The sequence below is a fragment of the Pseudoduganella sp. genome, assembly GCF_041914865.1.
In the GTDB taxonomy this organism is placed as follows: domain Bacteria; phylum Pseudomonadota; class Gammaproteobacteria; order Burkholderiales; family Burkholderiaceae_D; genus Rugamonas.
This window is the reverse complement of record NZ_JAYSCO010000042.1, coordinates 5,198-20,010: the sequence shown is the minus strand read 5'-3', so window position 1 is coordinate 20,010 and position 14,813 is coordinate 5,198. Positions and strand designations below refer to the sequence as shown.

The 14,813-nt window shown below is 66.0% G+C and carries 16 protein-coding genes; 7 read left to right on the top strand and 9 right to left on the bottom strand.

All coding sequences use genetic code 11. The features are described from left to right. The 6 genes from ACE3TQ_RS18385 to ACE3TQ_RS18360 form a co-directional block, all read right to left on the bottom strand. Nucleotides 1-1,365 (bottom strand): ABC transporter substrate-binding protein (locus tag ACE3TQ_RS18385; protein WP_374583740.1); only part of this gene is annotated, 1,365 nt, incomplete at its 3' end. 26 nt (nt 1,366-1,391) lie between these two features. Continuing rightward, nucleotides 1,392-2,405, bottom strand: coding sequence for an SIS domain-containing protein (locus tag ACE3TQ_RS18380; protein WP_374583739.1), 1,014 nt, complete (start codon nt 2,403-2,405; stop codon nt 1,392-1,394). Then, a complete protein-coding gene (nagA, locus tag ACE3TQ_RS18375; protein WP_374583738.1) occupies nt 2,395-3,507 on the bottom strand; it encodes an N-acetylglucosamine-6-phosphate deacetylase in 1,113 nt (370 codons plus the stop codon). The genes ACE3TQ_RS18380 and nagA overlap by 11 nt, the downstream gene beginning before the upstream one ends. After that, nucleotides 3,504-4,238: a GntR family transcriptional regulator gene (locus ACE3TQ_RS18370; protein WP_374583737.1), complete on the bottom strand. Its 735-nt coding sequence runs from the start codon at nt 4,236-4,238 to the stop codon at nt 3,504-3,506. The genes nagA and ACE3TQ_RS18370 overlap by 4 nt, the downstream gene beginning before the upstream one ends. A 3-nt stretch (nt 4,239-4,241) precedes the next feature. Then, complete coding sequence (locus tag ACE3TQ_RS18365) at nt 4,242-5,111, bottom strand: BadF/BadG/BcrA/BcrD ATPase family protein (RefSeq protein ID WP_374583736.1); 870 nt, start codon at nt 5,109-5,111, stop codon at nt 4,242-4,244. Nucleotides 5,112-5,367: 256 nt separating this feature from the next. After that, the gene (locus ACE3TQ_RS18360; RefSeq protein ID WP_374583735.1) at nt 5,368-6,732 is read right to left on the bottom strand and encodes a GIN domain-containing protein; all 1,365 of its coding nucleotides are present in this window, start codon (nt 6,730-6,732) and stop codon (nt 5,368-5,370) included. Nucleotides 6,733-6,923: 191 nt separating this feature from the next. Between ACE3TQ_RS18360 and ACE3TQ_RS18355 the strand changes: the two genes are divergently transcribed. The 6 genes from ACE3TQ_RS18355 to ACE3TQ_RS18330 are packed head-to-tail and all read left to right on the top strand — an operon-like array spanning nt 6,924 to nt 11,017. Continuing rightward, nucleotides 6,924-7,109, top strand: a complete 186-nt coding sequence (locus ACE3TQ_RS18355; RefSeq protein ID WP_161024664.1) for a hypothetical protein — start codon at nt 6,924-6,926, stop codon at nt 7,107-7,109. Between the two features lie 3 nt (nt 7,110-7,112). Next, a complete protein-coding gene (locus ACE3TQ_RS18350) occupies nt 7,113-7,586 on the top strand; it encodes a hypothetical protein (protein ID WP_374583734.1) in 474 nt (157 codons plus the stop codon). A gap of 9 nt (nt 7,587-7,595) precedes the next feature. Further along, nucleotides 7,596-9,359 (top strand): AAA family ATPase, encoded by a 1,764-nt coding sequence (locus ACE3TQ_RS18345; protein ID WP_374583733.1) that lies wholly within the window; start codon nt 7,596-7,598, stop codon nt 9,357-9,359. Between the two features lies 1 nt (nt 9,360). Further along, nucleotides 9,361-10,245, top strand: coding sequence for a general secretion pathway protein GspB (locus tag ACE3TQ_RS18340; protein WP_374583732.1), 885 nt, complete (start codon nt 9,361-9,363; stop codon nt 10,243-10,245). After that, nucleotides 10,242-10,763, top strand: coding sequence for a molybdopterin-guanine dinucleotide biosynthesis protein B (gene mobB / locus ACE3TQ_RS18335; protein WP_374583731.1), 522 nt, complete (start codon nt 10,242-10,244; stop codon nt 10,761-10,763). The genes ACE3TQ_RS18340 and mobB overlap by 4 nt, the downstream gene beginning before the upstream one ends. A gap of 53 nt (nt 10,764-10,816) precedes the next feature. Then, nucleotides 10,817-11,017, top strand: coding sequence for a YjfB family protein (locus ACE3TQ_RS18330; protein ID WP_374583730.1), 201 nt, complete (start codon nt 10,817-10,819; stop codon nt 11,015-11,017). 70 nt (nt 11,018-11,087) lie between these two features. Here the strand turns inward: ACE3TQ_RS18330 and ACE3TQ_RS18325 are convergent, their stop codons facing one another. The 3 genes from ACE3TQ_RS18325 to fumC are packed head-to-tail and all read right to left on the bottom strand — an operon-like array spanning nt 11,088 to nt 13,082. Further along, entirely contained in the window at nt 11,088-11,375 is a 288-nt protein-coding gene (locus tag ACE3TQ_RS18325; protein ID WP_374583729.1) for a DUF883 family protein, read from the bottom strand. Between the two features lie 25 nt (nt 11,376-11,400). Continuing rightward, entirely contained in the window at nt 11,401-11,631 is a 231-nt protein-coding gene (locus ACE3TQ_RS18320; RefSeq protein ID WP_130315011.1) for an RNA-binding S4 domain-containing protein, read from the bottom strand. A 53-nt stretch (nt 11,632-11,684) separates the two neighbouring features. After that, a complete protein-coding gene (fumC, locus tag ACE3TQ_RS18315; RefSeq protein ID WP_374583728.1) occupies nt 11,685-13,082 on the bottom strand; it encodes a class II fumarate hydratase in 1,398 nt (465 codons plus the stop codon). Nucleotides 13,083-13,206: 124 nt separating this feature from the next. Between fumC and ACE3TQ_RS18310 the strand changes: the two genes are divergently transcribed. After that, entirely contained in the window at nt 13,207-14,475 is a 1,269-nt protein-coding gene (locus tag ACE3TQ_RS18310) for a FimV family protein (protein ID WP_374583727.1), read from the top strand. The last annotated feature ends 338 nt before the right edge of the window (nt 14,476-14,813 follow it).

The following is a 14,813-nucleotide window of genomic DNA, read 5'->3' as shown; positions in this document are numbered from 1 at the left end:
CCCCCCCCCCCCCCCCCCCCCCCCACACCCCCCCCCCAATCCTCCTTTGGGGCGCACCCCACCACCCCCCAAACCCCCCCCCCCCCCCACCACCTTTCTTCCTGACCCCAACATGGACAATTTGCGGTTCCAGATGGCGGCGGCGGCGTCGAGCGCTTGCTGGATGTCCTGGCGGCCGGTGACGCCGGCTTCCACCGCTTTGACCAGCGCGCGGCGCAGCTCGTCGTAGTCTTCCACGCCGGCCACGTACATGGTGCGCGAGTGCGGCATCGAAACGGCGCCGGCGGCGACGGCTTTTTCGGCGGCGCCGGCGTTGGGCGGTACGGCGGTGAAGAAGGGGTCGTTCGCGGCCTGCGCGGAGGCGGGGAAGACGCTGGCCTGGCGCGCGAATTCGAGCTGGTTTTCGTCGCTGGTGAGGAAGCGGGCGAACTTGCCGATGCCGGGCAGGTCGCGCGCCGGCACCCGCGCCGGTACGCCGAAGTGGATCAGCCAGCCGCCGTCGGCAATGCCGGTCGGGCCCAGCGGCGCGGGGGCGACACCGGTGATGGCGTACACCTCGCGCGCGTCGGCCTGGATGCGCTTGAGCGCTGTCGGCGGCGCCAGCAGCATGCCGAGCCGGCCGCTCTTGTAGGCTTCCACCGCAGGCGGGAAATTGTCCTCCGCGAACAGGCCGTCCTTCAGCAGGCCGCCGGCGCGGTAGGTGTCGGCCAGCTTGCGCACGAACGCGACGTGGGCGGGCGAGTTGAAGACGGCGCGGCCGCCTTGCAGCACGGGCAGGCCTTGCTGCAGCATCAGGCCGTCGACCTTGGACAGGGCCGGGCACAGGCCGGCCTTGCCGGTGCGCTGGGCGATCTGGCGTGCGAACGCCAGCTGCTCATCGAGGTTGCGCGGCGCGTGCGTGATGCCGGCGGCCTGGAAGATCTCGCGGTTGTAGGCAATCACGGCGACGTTGCTGTACATCGGGAAGCCGTAGGTCTTGCCGCCAAAGTTCAAGTCCTGCAGGGCGCTCGGCAGGTAGCGCGCGCGCTCGGCGCCGAGCAGGCTGTCGACCGGCGTCAGCAGGCCGTCGCGCGCAAATTCTTCGGCCCAGGGTACGTTGAGGTTGACCAGCGCGGGCGGTTTGCCGGCCACGATGCGCGTCACCAGCTTGGTCTGGATGATGTCCCACGGGAAGTCGACCCATTCCACCCGCACGCCGGGATTGGCGGCCTCGTAGCGCCGCACCACGCCTTCGAAATAGGGCGTGAAGCGCGGCTTCATGCTGAAGGTCCAGAACTCGATGTGCTGCTGCGGCGCGGCGGCCGGCGCGCAATATGCGGCGCCGGCAACGGCCATCAATGCAGCAAGCAGGAGACTGTTCTTCATCGAAGGCCGCGCGGGTGCTGGGTGGATCAGTGGGTCTTGGTGACTTTGTTCAGGTGGCGCGGACGGTCCGGGTCCAGGCCGCGCGCAGCGGACAGCTGGGCCGCCATCACGTAGAAGGCCTGGATCGCGACGATCGGGTCGAGGTCCGGCGTGGCCGCCACCGGCAGGGTCAGGTCGCGCTGCGCCACGTCTTCCGGCGCCGCCAGCAGCACGCGTGCGCCGCGGCCGCGCATTTCTTCCGCCAGGGCCAGCAGGCCGGCCTGGGTCGGGCCGCGGGTGGCGAAGATCAGCAGCGGGTAGCCTTCTTCGATCAGCGCCATCGGGCCGTGCTTGATCTCGGCGCCGGAGAAGGCTTCCGCCTGCAGGGCCGAGGTTTCCTTGAACTTGAGCGAGGCTTCCAGGGCGACCGGGAAGCTGATGCCGCGCCCCACCACCATGATGTTGCGCGCCGGCGCCAGCACTTCAATCGCCGGCGACCAGTCCACTTCGCAGGCGGCGCGCAGTGCTGCCGGCAGGGCGGCCAGGCCGTCCAGCAGCTCCGGGTCGTTCTGCCAGTGCGCGACCATGCGCGCGCCGGCCACCAGCGAGGTGATGAAGCTCTTGGTCGCGGCAACCGATTGCTCTTTGCCCGCGCGCAGCGGCATGGCCCATTCGGCGCTGTGCGCCAGCGGGGACTCGGCATCGTTGACCAGGGCCACGGTGGTGGCGCCGCCGTCGCGGAAGTAGCGGATCGGTTCCACCACGTCCGGGCTCTGGCCCGACTGCGAGACGGACACCACCAGCGTATCGCGCGTGATCAGCGGCGATTTGTGCAGCGTGACCAGCGACATCGGCAGCGAAGCGACCACGCGGCCCAGGCGCGACATGATCAGGTAGGCGATGTAGTTGCAGGCATGGTCCGAGCTGCCGCGCGCCACGGTCAGGGCGGAGGCGAACGGGGTGCTCCTCAGTTTGCGGCCCAGTTCCGCGTAGCGGTCGGTGTCGTGCGCCAGCTGCTGTTCCACGCAGTCGGCGGCAGACAGGGCTTCTTTAAGCATCATTGAGGTCACAACGTTCTCCTTCGATATAAACGGCTTTCAGTTTCAAGTCCCGGTCCATCACGACCAGGTCGGCATACGCACCGGGCGCCAGGCGGCCGCGGTCCTGCAGGCCGAGGTAGTCGGCCGCATGGGTGGAAACTCGTTTGGAGGCGTCGGCCAGGTCGAGGCCCAGCCCGACCAGGTTGCGCAGGGCCTGGTCCAGCGTCAGCGTGGAGCCGGCCAGGGTGCCGTCGGGCAGGCGCACGCCGCCCATGCACTTGTGCACGATGTGGCGGCCCAGCATGTACTCGCCGTCCGGCATGCCGGTGGCGGCGGTGGAATCGGTCACGCAATACAGGCGCGGGATGGCGCGCAGCGCGCCCTTGATCGCGCCCGGGTGCACGTGCAGCAGGTCCGGGATCAGTTCCGCGAATTCGGCGTGCGCCAGCGCCGCGCCGACCATGCCGGGCTCGCGGTGGTGCAGGCCGCTCATGGCATTGAACAGATGGGTAAAGCCGGTGGCGCCGTGGTCCAGCGCGGCCACGCCTTCCTCGTAGGAGCCGAGGGTGTGGCCGATCTGCACGCGCACGCCGTGGCCGGCCAGGTCGCGCACCAGCTCCAGGTGGCCCGAGATTTCCGGCGCCACGGTGATCACGCGCAGCGGCGCCAGCTGTTCCAGGCGGTGCACTTCTTCCAGCGTGGCGGCGCGCGCGAAGTTCGGCTGCGCGCCCAGTTTGCCGCTGTTGATATACGGGCCTTCCAGGTGGGCGCCCAGCACGCGCGCCTCGCCTTTGCCGCGCTGGCGCACGGCCATGCCGATGGCGGCCAGCGCCAGGTCGATATCCTCCGGCGGCGCGGTCATGGTGGTGGCCAGCATGGAGGTGGTGCCGTGGCGGGCGTGGATGGCGGCAATCGCGTGCACGCTGTCGCCGCCTTCCATCACGTCCTTGCCGGCGCCGCCGTGCACGTGCAGGTCGATGAAGCCGGGCAGGATATAGTCGTCGCTGTTGTGCGCCGGGTCGCCGCTGGCGCCTGCGATGTCCGCAATGCGCTCGCCGAAGGTGATGGTGCCGTTCAGCCAGCCCGACGGTGTCAGGATATTGCCTTTGATTGCCTCGTTCATCGACGCGACTCCGCTACAAATTCATAATAGTCACTGCGGCAGTAGGAGTGGGTCAGTTCCACTGCTGCGCCGCTTTCCAGGTAGCTCACGCGCGTGATGTGCAGCATGGCGGTGCCGGGCGCGATATTGGCCAGGCGCGCCTGCTCGGCATTGGCGTTGATGGCGCGGATGTGCTGCAGCGCGCGCATCGGCACGTTGCCGCTCGCTTCCAGGTAGCCGTACAGGGAGCCGTTGACGTTGCCCGGATCCGGCATGTACATGGCCGGGATGGTCGAGGTTTCAATCGCCATCACCACGTCGTCCGCCGTGCGCAGGCGCTTCAGGCGCGCAACGGGCATGTTCGGCGACAGGCCGAGCGAGAGCAGCTCGATCGGCGCCGCCACGCCGATTTCGCGTTGCAGCCAGCGCGAGCCGGCGGTAAAGCCGCGCTGGCGCAGCTCTTCGGAGAAACTGGTCAGGCGCGACAGCGGCTGTTCCAGCTTGGGCGTGATATAGGTGCCCGAGCCGCGCCGGCGCGTCAGCATGCCGCGCGCGCACAGCATGTCGATCGCCTTGCGCGCCGTCACGCGCGAGATGTTGAGCATTTCCGACAGCACCCGTTCAGAGGGCAGCGCTTCATTGGCGCGCCAGTCGCCGCTGGCAATGCCGTCGGACAGTTGGTTCGCCAATTGCATGTACAGCGGGGTGTCGCTGTCGGCGTCGGGCCGGAAATTGCTCAACTGGGATAGCACGCTCTACTCCTTCAAGTGTTGTTGGATCAGGCGCAGGCCACCCGCGGCCGAGTCGCCCTTGGGTGGAACAATCCGCTGCAGCAGGGCAGGCGGCAAGTAGGCGCGCAGCGGTTCGCCGAGTCCGCCGCACAGCGCGATGGGCAGGGTGCCGCTGGCGTCCAGGCCGTGCGCAATCAGCGCCACCTGCTGGCCGGCTTCGACCAGGATGCCGCGCGCAATGGCGTTGCTGTCGGCATGCTGCAGGACCAGGCGCGCCAGCTGGGCGTAGGCGGTTTGCGAGGCGTTGGCCAGCCAGACCTGGATGCGTTCGCGGTTGCCGCCGCAGGCGTCGATCACGGCGTCGGCGAAGGCGCTGCCCGGCACGCGGCCGTCCAGCACCTGCTGGATGTGGTTGATGGCTTTCAGCCCGATCCAGGCGCCGCTGGCTTCATCGCCCGCCGGGAAGCCCCAGCCGCCCACTTCGCAGCGGCTGCCGTCGGCATGCAGGATTTCGCCCACGCTGCCGGTGCCGAGCGCGATGATGGCGCCGGGCTGGCCTTCATGGGCGCCCAGGACGGTGGTGAAGGCGTCGGTTTCCAGCGCGACCGCGGCATAGCCGGGATTGGCGGCGACAAAGTTGGCGGCCCATTGCTTGTTATGCACGCCGGCCAGGCCCAGGCCGACGGCGATGCGCTCGCGCGGCGCCAGCGGCAAGCCGGCCGCCTCGAAGGCGCGGCTGATCGCTTCCTCGACGGCAGTCCAGGCGTTCTTAATACCATGCAGCAGGCCGGAGGGGCCGGCCTGGCCTTCGCCCAGCAATTGCCCATCGGTGCGGGCCAGGCGTACGCGTGTGCCGCTGCCGCCGCCATCGACGCCTATCAGGAATTCAATCATTTTTTCACGGGATGAAAAGGACTGTGGCGACTATATGGGGAGCACACCAGCTTGTCAACAGGTATTTAACTGGTATTGTTTCGGTTCGCATGGATACCACACCACTAAAGCCTAAGTCATTGATTGAAAAGGGGATGGCGTGGATCGGTAATGGTATGGTTTTTGGTATGGACGAAAAAAAGCCCGGCCAGTGGCCGGGCAGGAGGAAGAAGCTAATCGCTGCCGGCGCCCCAGGCGTCAGCAGCGATGTCGTCAATCATTCAGTGTGGGCGCCACGACGGTCGATCGTCACCACACGCTGTTTGTCGGAGACCAGTTGCTGGCCTTGCGCCGCCACTTTGCCTTGTACATTCACCGTGGCATTGCCTGGACCGCGCACATTTACTTCGGCCTGTTTGGCCAGCATGTCGCGCGCGTCGAGGCTGCCGGAGCCGGACATCTGCACGTTCAGGGTGCTGGTCCAGCCGCGCAGCTGCACGCCGCCCGGGCCGCTCATGCTCACTTTGACATCCTTGCATTCCGGTTCGGCCTGCAGCTCGCCGGAGCCGCGCACCTCGGCATCGAGCGAATCGCTCACCTTGCTCAGGTAGATATTGCCGGGGCCCTTGCTGCGGGTGACCGCCTTGGCTACTTTGAGCTGCTTGGCATCGAGGTCGCCGGAACCGCTGACGTCCGCGCTCAGGGTGGCGCTGCTGCCGGACAGGTTCATGCCGCCCGGGCCGCTCAGGCTGACGCGCGTGTTCTGGGTTTGCAGGCCGCGCGCTTCCAGGTCGCCCGAGCCGTGCACTTCGGCGTCGAACTTCTTGATGTTGCCGCTCAGGCAGGCGCTGCCAGGGCCGTTCAGGATGGCGCTCACATTCTCCACCTGCATGCCGCAGGCTTCCAGGTCGCCCGAGCCGGACAGGTCGACGCGGATGTCGCGGCTGCTGCCGCGCAGTTCCACATTGCCGGGGCCGCTGACCGAGGCGTTGACCTTGTTGGCGCGCACGTCGCTCGCTTCCAGGTCGCCGGAGCCGGACAGCACCGCATTCAGGTCGCCGGTAATGGCCGGCGCCGTCACGTCGCCCGGACCGGTCATGACCAGGTTCACATTGGTGGCGCGCATGCGGTGCAGGTGCAGGTCGCCGCTGCCGCTGGCCTTGACGGTCAGTTCGGTGGCGCTGCCAGAGACGCTGAGGTCGCCAGGACCGGTGCTGATCAGCTTGAATTCATTGCTATCGACGCGCTCCAGTTCGACGTCGCCGCTGCCGCTCGAGCTCAGTGCTTTCAGGCCGCTGGCGCTGACTTTCACGATCACCGGTTCGCGCTGCTTGCCAAAGCTGAACACCCAGTGGTTGCGGCGCAGCGGGCGGATATGCAGGGTGTCGCCCTGGACCACGGTTTCCAGTTGCTCCACCTGGCGTTTCGGGCCGCTGACTTCCACGGCCGGCGCGCCCTGCGCATTGACCAGGACCTTGTAGGGGCCGTCGACTTCAATTCGGCTGAAGGCTGTCACCGGGCGGTTTTCGCGGGTCGGCGTTTGCTCGGCCTTCTTCTCGGTTTCCGACGGCGTCGCATGCAGCGTCGAGACGCCAAGGGCGATCAGGGAAAAGGCAGCGCCGTAGGTGATCAGCTTTTTCATTTTGATTGTCACTGTCCAGGTTGGGATGGTGAAACGATATGTGAATCCGCCCCGGGCCGGGCCGGGAAAAAGACAGAAGCGCAAAAACGGGGAACGAACTGCATTTTTCCGAGGCCGAAATGCACACGGCTTGACCCAAAACGTTGTGCTTTCGTTTTGAAATGTCATAATGCTCGTCAGGAGAGACTCTTATGATCAAGTACTTAGGAACCAAAGCGACCGACCAGGGTGGAACGGTATACGTGTTCCTGATCAATGGTTTGCAGAAGGAAATCCGCGAAGGTTCCCTGAAGCAATATCCTGGCTGTTATGAAGCGTTGCCGCCTGCTGCCAAGGCCAAGATCAGTGCCAACCGCGCCTGGATGCAGAAACTGTAAGTGATGCCGGGCCTGCGACTTTTTTGCGCCAGCCTGCTGGCCGCATCTTCCCTGGCGCATGCCGCGCCGCCTTCCCATTTCGGCGATGTGCTGGGTAACGGCCTGCTGTGCCGCGACCAGACGTCCAACCGCTATTACTTCGACTACCTTAGCCAGCATTTCGGCCCGCCCTACAAGCGCGAGGGCGGGGCCTACTGGTTCCGTACCGACGATGCTTTGCTGTGGGGCGTGCCGGTGCTCGAGGTGATCGTCAGCGACGAGAGCTTCCCGTACAGCTTCGTCGGCGCCGTGGCCGATACCACGCCGGAAGAGCTGGAGAAGGCGGTGCGCCGCCAGGACGGCTTGTCGTATGCGAAAATCGACGCTTCGCGCTATCCGGTGCGGGAGTCCAAGCCGGGCAGCCGGATCGTCTATTTCAACACGCGCTCCAAGATATACTGCGCCAAATTCAAGCCCTTGCCGCCTGCGCTGCGCTAAGCGCCGACCATGTACACGCAATACTTCAACCTCAAACAGCTGCCATTCTCGATCGCCCCGGACCCGCGCTACCTGTTCATGAGCGAACGGCACCGCGAGGCGCTGGCGCACCTGCTGTACGGCGTGGGCAGCGGCGGCGGTTTCGTGCTGCTGACCGGCGAGATCGGCGCGGGCAAGACCACGGTGTGCCGCTGCTTCATGGAGCAGATTCCGGCCGATTGCCGGCTGGCCTATATCTTCAATCCCAAGCTGACGGTGGCGGAGCTGCTGCAATCGGTGTGCGATGAGTTCCGCATCGCGCTGCCGGGCGGCGCCCACAGCGTCAAAGCCTACGTCGACGCGATCAATGCCTACCTGCTGCAGTCGCATGCGGCGGGCCTGAACAATGTGCTGGTGATCGACGAGGCGCAGAACCTGTCGGCAGACGTGCTGGAACAATTGCGCTTGCTGACCAACCTTGAAACCAGCGAACGCAAGCTGCTGCAGATTATCCTGATCGGGCAGCCGGAGCTGCGCGGCATGCTGGCGCGGCCCGAGCTCGAGCAGCTGGCGCAGCGCGTGATCGCGCGCTATCACCTGGGCTCCCTGTCGGAGCAGGAGGTGGGCAGTTATATCCAGCATCGCCTGGCGGTTGCCGGGGCAGGGGCGGTCGAACTGTTCCCGCGCGGCCTGCTGCGGCGTGTGCATCAGTTGAGCAAAGGCGTGCCGCGCCGGATCAATCTCCTGTGCGACCGCGCGCTCTTGGGGGCTTATGTGGAGAACCGTGCGCAGGTGAATGCCACCATCCTGCGGCGCGCGGCGGAGGAAGTGTTTGCCGGGGAGGGCGCGCCAGCCGGCCGCGCACGGCCATGGCGCCTTGCCGCTGCCGGTGTCCTGGCAGGCGCTGCGATCACGGCGGCTGCGGCGTGGCAGTTGATGCCTACTGCAAGCGTTCCCGCGTCCGCGCCGGGCGCCGCCACGCAAGCCGCCGCTTCGTCCGCCGCCCTGCAAGCGTCGCGCGCCGCCCAGCCGCCCGGCGCCGCAAAGCCATCCGCCGCCGCGCAGCCGACCGCCGCACAGCCGGCAGCCGCAGCGCAGCCGCTTGGCGCCGCCCAGCCGGCCACCGTTCAGCCATCTGTCGCCCCGGCGCTGCAGCCTGGCGTCGCGCCATCGCCCGCCGCCACCGTGCGCCCTGACGCGCCAGCAGCGGCATCGCTCACCATGGATGACGCTTTGCGCCAACTGGCCGCACAGTGGGAAATCGAGTTGGCCCCAGGAGAAGGCTGTCCCGAAGCCGCCAAGCGCAACCTGCGCTGCTGGCAAACCAAGGGCGGCCTGGCCGAGATCCGCAGGCTGAATCGCCCCGTCATCATCAAGCTGCGCGACGATCCCGCAAAGCCCCGGACGGTGCTGCTGTCAGCACTCAACGCCGGCAAAGCGACCCTCATCACCGGCAGCGGGACCGAAACCGTTCCAGCCGATGCGCTGGAAAGCCGCTTCGACGGCAGCTTCATGACGTTCTGGCGCGCCCCCCGCAGCTGGCGCGAAGAAGTCGCGCAAGGCGACAAAGGCCCGGACGTCGACTGGCTGGCGCGCCGCCTGGCACAAATAAACGGGATCAAGAAACCGCGCGAGAACCAGCCACTGGCCGGCGAAACCCTGCGATACTTGCGCGAATTCCAAACCGCGCAAGGCCTGAGAGCCGATGGCGTCGCCGGGCCGAAGACCTTCATCCGCCTGTCGCAGCCGGGCAATCTGACCGAGCCGCGCCTGCTGGCCGCAGCGGGGAAATAATATGTCCTATATTCTCGAAGCACTTAAGAAAGCGCAGGCCGAACGCCAGATCGGCTCCACGCCGACGATCCACGCCCCCACGCTGGCTAGCGCACCGCCAGGGCAGGGAAGTAGCCCTCGCCGGGCGCCCCTGATCGCGGCCCTGGTGCTGATGGGTGCAGCCATCGCCGGCCTGGCCACCATGCTGGTGCGCCAGCAGCCGGCCGCCAGCCCGCCAGCCCCCGCGTTGCCGCCTGCTGCGAGTGCACCCGCAACCGTCGCCGATGCGCGTTCGCCAAGCACCGCCGCCGCCGCCGACGTGCCTGCCGCGCCGACGGTTGTGGCGCCGGTTGCGGCGCCGGCCGCTGCTGCCGCATCCGTCGCCGCCGCCGCACCCGCCGCAGCTGGGGCCACCCAGACAACTGCCGGCGCGCCCGTCCTGGCCACGCAGCCGGCGCCGGGTGCCCCCGTGCCCCAGGCACGGACCGAAGCCGCCCCGCCTAAATCCCCTGCGACCATGGCCGCAAGCGTGCCGCCCGCGCCTTCGGTTGCGACGGCCGTCGCGGCCAGCGCCGCACCCGTGCCGCCGCAACCCGCACTGAAGCCCGCGCCTGTCAGCCAGCGCGCCGCCGACGCGCCAGCCACACCCGCGCCGGCTGCTCCCGCGCCGGTGGAGGAACACATCCAATCGCTGCAAGACCTTCCCGAACCCATCCAGCGCGCCATCCCGCAAATCGCGCTGGGTGGCTACATCTATTCCAAGAATCCGGCCGACCGCCTGCTGCTGATCGACAAAGTCCTGCGCAGGGAAGGCGAGGAAGTCGCGCCCGGCCTCCTGCTGGAAAAACTCCAGCCCAAGCAGGCAGTTTTCAGCTTCCGCGGCTACCGCTATCGAGTGCAGTTATGAGCAATAAACAGAATGTCCTTGGCGTTGTCGGCCCGTCCGGCAGCGGCAAAACCACGCTGGTGGAATATCTGGTGGCCGAACTGGCCAAATCCGGCTGGAAGGTCAACGTCATCAAACACAGCCACCACGACTTTGAGCTGGAACCGCCACGCAAGGACAGCGCCCGCTTCCGCCAGGCTGGTGCGGCCGAAGTGATGATCGCGTCGCCGTACCGTTTCGCGATCATCCACGAACTGCGCGGCGCCGAAGAGCCGGGCTGCGACGAACAGCTGGCAAGATTGAAACCCGCCGACCTGACCCTGGTCGAAGGCTTCCATGCATGGCAAATTGATAAGCTGGAGGTCTACCGCGGCATTGCCGGCCAGCCGCCGCGCTACCTGGACGACCACAGCATTGTCGCCATCGCCTCCGACCAGCCCATGCCGGAAGCCCTGCCACCGCGCCTGCAGTGGCTCGACCTGAACCGTCCGGAAACCGTCCTCGCCTGGCTGGTAAAAAAAATTCCGCGCCAAGCCTAAAGTTCCCCAAAACTCGTCCGTAATTCAAGATAAGTACAAGTGGGAGGTTTAAAATGGACGCAGTGAGCATTGCCAAAGCAGCAACGACTATCGCCGAGACCAGCAATCGGGTCCAGGTCGGCTATGCCGTCATGAAAAAGGCACAGGACGTGCAAGCCTCCAGCGCCCAGGCCCTGATCGAAGCGATCCCGCCAGCGCCAGCCGCCAGCAACCTGCCGTCGTACCTGGGCCAGAACATCAATACCACTGCCTGAGCTGTAACCGGGCAATAAAGAAACCCGCCGCACCGTTGCCGGTGCCTGCGGGTTTTTTATTTGGCCAATCCTAATAGAAAGCGCGCATCAATTTATCCTCCCCGCTCAGGTCGCGGTGCAGGAGGTTGGCACGGTGGGTCGCTTCAATCATGCGCAACAGCTGCGCATCCTCGCAACGCTCAAGCTCCTCGTTCGCTGCCAGCAAGGCTTGCGCGAGCTTGGCGCGTGCTGACTGGTACAGCACGCTGGTGTAGTGGTCGGTATTCTTGAGCAGTTCTTCAGCATTCTCGATGACCTGGCGCAGGTCACCGATCAGCTGCTCCTGCGTCGGCATTTGCTTCTCGTCGGGGCCATCCATGATGCTACCCTCCGCGCGGGTTTAATCAGGCCGCACTGCCCTCGGCATGGACGTCAATCTGCACGTCGCCCAGGCGCACACGCTGGCCCGCCCGGATTTTTGCCGTCTTACGCAACTCCTGTTTGCCGTCGACCTTCACGTCGCCGCTGGCCACAATCTGCTTGCCAGCGCCGCCGCTGTCGCACAGGCCGACCACCTTCAGGAGCTGGTTCAGCTCGATGTACTCGCCTGTCAATTCGAAATCTACTTTCTGCATTTTAATCCTCTTTCTGTTGGGCTGGCGCTGGGGTGTTGTATTTCTATATGGAATCAACCCTTGCCGCCTGGCTTGGTCATTTCTAACGGAACAATCCATTCATTAAACTGGCTTTCGTTCACAAAACCAAGGGCCAGGGCCGCTTCTTTCAATGTCGTGCCCTCGTGCTGCGCCTTTTTCGCAATTTGCGCGGCGCGATCATACCCGATATGGGGCGCCAGCGCGGTGACCAGCATCAGGGAGCGCTCCATCAGCTCGGCAATGCGGCTGAGGTTTGGTTCGATGCCGTGCGCGCAGTGTTCGTCGAAGCTGCGCATGCCGTCCGCCAGCAGGCGCGCGCTCTGCAGGAAGTTGTGCGCGATTAGCGGTTTGAACACGTTCAGCTCGAAGTTGCCGGACGCGCCGCCCAGCGTAATCGCCACATCGTTGCCGAATACCTGGCAGCACAGCATGGTGAGCGCCTCGCTCTGGGTCGGGTTGACCTTGCCCGGCATGATCGAGCTGCCCGGCTCATTCTCGGGAATGGTGATTTCACCCAGGCCGGAACGCGGGCCGGAGGCCATCCAGCGCACGTCATTGGCCAGCTTCATCAGCGCGGTGGCCAGCGTTTTCAGGGCGCCATGGGCCGACACCAGGGCGTCATGGCCAGCCAGCGCGGCGAACTTGTTGTCGGCGCTGCGGAAGGGCAGTCCCAGGCGGGCCGCCAATTCGGCGGCGATGCGGCCGGCGTACTCGGGATGCGCGTTCAGGCCGGTGCCGACTGCGGTGCCGCCGGCCGCCAGCTCCAGCACTGCCGGCAGGGTCGCTTCGATCGCCTTTTCAGCGTAGTCGAGCTGCGCGACGTAGCCGGAAAATTCCTGGCCCAGGGTCAGCGGGGTGGCATCCTGCAGGTGGGTGCGGCCGATCTTGACGATGCCTTCGAAGGCCTGTGCCTTGGCCTGCAGGGTGGCGCGCAACTGGCGCAGGGCGGGCAGCACATTGTTGGCCACCGCCTGGGCCGCCGCCACGTGCATGGCGGTTGGGAAGATGTCGTTGGAGGACTGGCCTTTGTTGACATCGTCATTTGGATGCAGCTTGCGGCCCTCGCCGCGTTCGCCGCCCATGAGCTCGGAGCCGCGGTTGGCCAGCACCTCGTTCATATTCATATTGGATTGCGTACCCGAGCCGGTTTGCCAGACCGCCAGCGGGAACTCGCCTGGGTGCAGACCCTGCAGCACTTCATCCGCCGCCTGCATGATGGCCTTCGCCTTGCCGGCGTCCAGCACGCCGAGATCGAGGTTGACCTGGGCCGCAGCGCGCTTCACACTGGCCAGTGCGGCAATCAGTTCAGGCGGCATGCGTTCGCTGGAGATGCGGAAATGCTCCAGTGAGCGCTGGGTCTGGGCTCCCCACAACTGGCTGGCGGGAACTTCAATCGGGCCAAAACTGTCGCGCTCGGTTCTGCTGTTCATGTGGGACTCCAAGGGTGGGAAAGTGATGACATGATTCTAACGCCTTGGCTATTCCTCTGCCGGGGCTATAAAAATGGGATTTTTGGCCGTTAATGAATACATTACGGAAATAGACCTGTTCTCCATGCTAAGCAAACGATTGACCCTGGGCGCCCTGGTGCTGCCGCTGCTTGCCGCCACCCTGTGTGGCCCGGTGCGTGCTGCCGAGTTGGGGGAGGTGAAGGTCAATTCGTATCTCGGCCAACAGCTGTCGGCCGATATCGAGCTGGTCGACCTGACCCCGGCCGACCTGGCCGAGATCCAGGCCAGGCTGGCCAATCCGGATGTCTTCAAGGGCGCCGGGCTGAGCGTGCCGCCGGCCCTGGCAGGCCTGTACATCTCCGTCGCCAAGCGCGACAACCGCCGCTTCCTGCACCTGACCACATTGCAGCCGGTGAACGTCGAAGGCCTGCACCTGTTCCTGGAGCTGAGTAGCGGCGGACGGCAAATCATCCGCGCCGCCACGCTTTGGCTGACGCCCGAGCCACCGGCCCAGCGCGCCGCGCGGACGGCCGCCCTGGCGGCAGCGACGCCGGCGGCAGCGCCACTGCCTGCGCCAGCGCCTTCCCCGCCACCTGCACCGACGCCAGCTGCACCCGCCGCGCCGTTGGCCAAGCCGGACCCGGCAGGGCAGGGCGAAGCAGGCCTGACTGCGGCGGCTGAACGCGCCTTCACCGCGCGCAAACAGGCGAGTGCCAAAGTGCCAGCGCAGCCTGCGGCGGCAAGCGCGGCAAGCGAGCCCAAGGCAGCCCCGGGGCCGGTGAAGGCAGCGGCGGTTGCGCGCCCCGTGCGCGCCGAGGCGGCAGCACTGACAACCAATACCCATCCAGCTGCGGCGCCCGCACAAGCTTGCGTACCGGCGCAAGTCGAAGCGCAAATCCAGCAATGCCAGGCGATGACCGGAAAGCTGGTCGACCTCGAAGGAAAAGTGCAGCGTTTGCAGCAAGCCCTGGCGGTACCGCCATCGCCCAGTGCGGCGCCCGTGGCCGCATCCAGCGCCGGCAGTGCCGCCGCCAGCGTGGCTGCCGCAAGCGCCGCGCAAGCCGCCAGCGCCACCTCCGCACCAGCCAAGGAAGCCGCAGCGCCGGCCAAGCCCGAACCCGCCCCGAGCAAGCCCGGCGCCAAGCCGACCAAACCCGGCGCCACCCCGGAGCAGGAAGCCAAGTCCCGCAGCAAATGGATCATGGTGGCGGCCGGCAGCCTGGCTGGACTGGCCGTGCTGGGAGGCGTGATCTACTTCCTGCGCAAGCGCCGCGGGCAGGGGCCGTTAAAGATCTGGCAGTCGTTCCGCAAAAAAGAAGAACCCGCTGCAGCAGCGGAGCCTATTATGGAAGAAGCTGCTACCCAGGAGTAATGGCTGTTGCTTTTGTACGCTAGACAAAATTTTTTCAACTGCGTTATACTGGGCTCACACAGGCGAGGTTCTGCCGCAGTCACCACCGATAGCGTGACGCGAACCGCAGAGCGACGTTGAGGAAACGACCCCGTCTGGAAGCTGTTCATAGCCGACTGAGGCGATATGAACGCCGGGTGCAACCGGCGCTGAGGCGACGCCAGGAGATACCTGGTGCTCGCCCCTCCGAATACCTCGAAGGCGCCCCAAGCGGGCGCCTTTTTCATTTCCACCTCCACATTTTTGTCCACTTTGGGGGGGGGGAGATCACAAAATCAATTTTTTAAATTTTTTTGTTT

Coding starts and splice junctions, on each gene's coding strand:
- ACE3TQ_RS18380 (WP_374583739.1), bottom strand. CDS start 2,405: ATGATGCTTAAAGAAGCCCTGTCTGCCGCCGACTGCGTGGAACAGCAG.
- nagA (WP_374583738.1), bottom strand. CDS start 3,507: ATGAACGAGGCAATCAAAGGCAATATCCTGACACCGTCGGGCTGGCTG.
- ACE3TQ_RS18365 (WP_374583736.1), bottom strand. CDS start 5,111: ATGATTGAATTCCTGATAGGCGTCGATGGCGGCGGCAGCGGCACACGC.
- ACE3TQ_RS18360 (WP_374583735.1), bottom strand. CDS start 6,732: ATGAAAAAGCTGATCACCTACGGCGCTGCCTTTTCCCTGATCGCCCTT.
- ACE3TQ_RS18355 (WP_161024664.1), top strand. CDS start 6,924: ATGATCAAGTACTTAGGAACCAAAGCGACCGACCAGGGTGGAACGGTA.
- ACE3TQ_RS18350 (WP_374583734.1), top strand. CDS start 7,113: ATGCCGGGCCTGCGACTTTTTTGCGCCAGCCTGCTGGCCGCATCTTCC.
- ACE3TQ_RS18345 (WP_374583733.1), top strand. CDS start 7,596: ATGTACACGCAATACTTCAACCTCAAACAGCTGCCATTCTCGATCGCC.
- ACE3TQ_RS18340 (WP_374583732.1), top strand. CDS start 9,361: ATGTCCTATATTCTCGAAGCACTTAAGAAAGCGCAGGCCGAACGCCAG.
- mobB (WP_374583731.1), top strand. CDS start 10,242: ATGAGCAATAAACAGAATGTCCTTGGCGTTGTCGGCCCGTCCGGCAGC.
- ACE3TQ_RS18330 (WP_374583730.1), top strand. CDS start 10,817: ATGGACGCAGTGAGCATTGCCAAAGCAGCAACGACTATCGCCGAGACC.
- ACE3TQ_RS18325 (WP_374583729.1), bottom strand. CDS start 11,375: ATGGATGGCCCCGACGAGAAGCAAATGCCGACGCAGGAGCAGCTGATC.
- ACE3TQ_RS18320 (WP_130315011.1), bottom strand. CDS start 11,631: ATGCAGAAAGTAGATTTCGAATTGACAGGCGAGTACATCGAGCTGAAC.
- fumC (WP_374583728.1), bottom strand. CDS start 13,082: ATGAACAGCAGAACCGAGCGCGACAGTTTTGGCCCGATTGAAGTTCCC.
- ACE3TQ_RS18310 (WP_374583727.1), top strand. CDS start 13,207: ATGCTAAGCAAACGATTGACCCTGGGCGCCCTGGTGCTGCCGCTGCTT.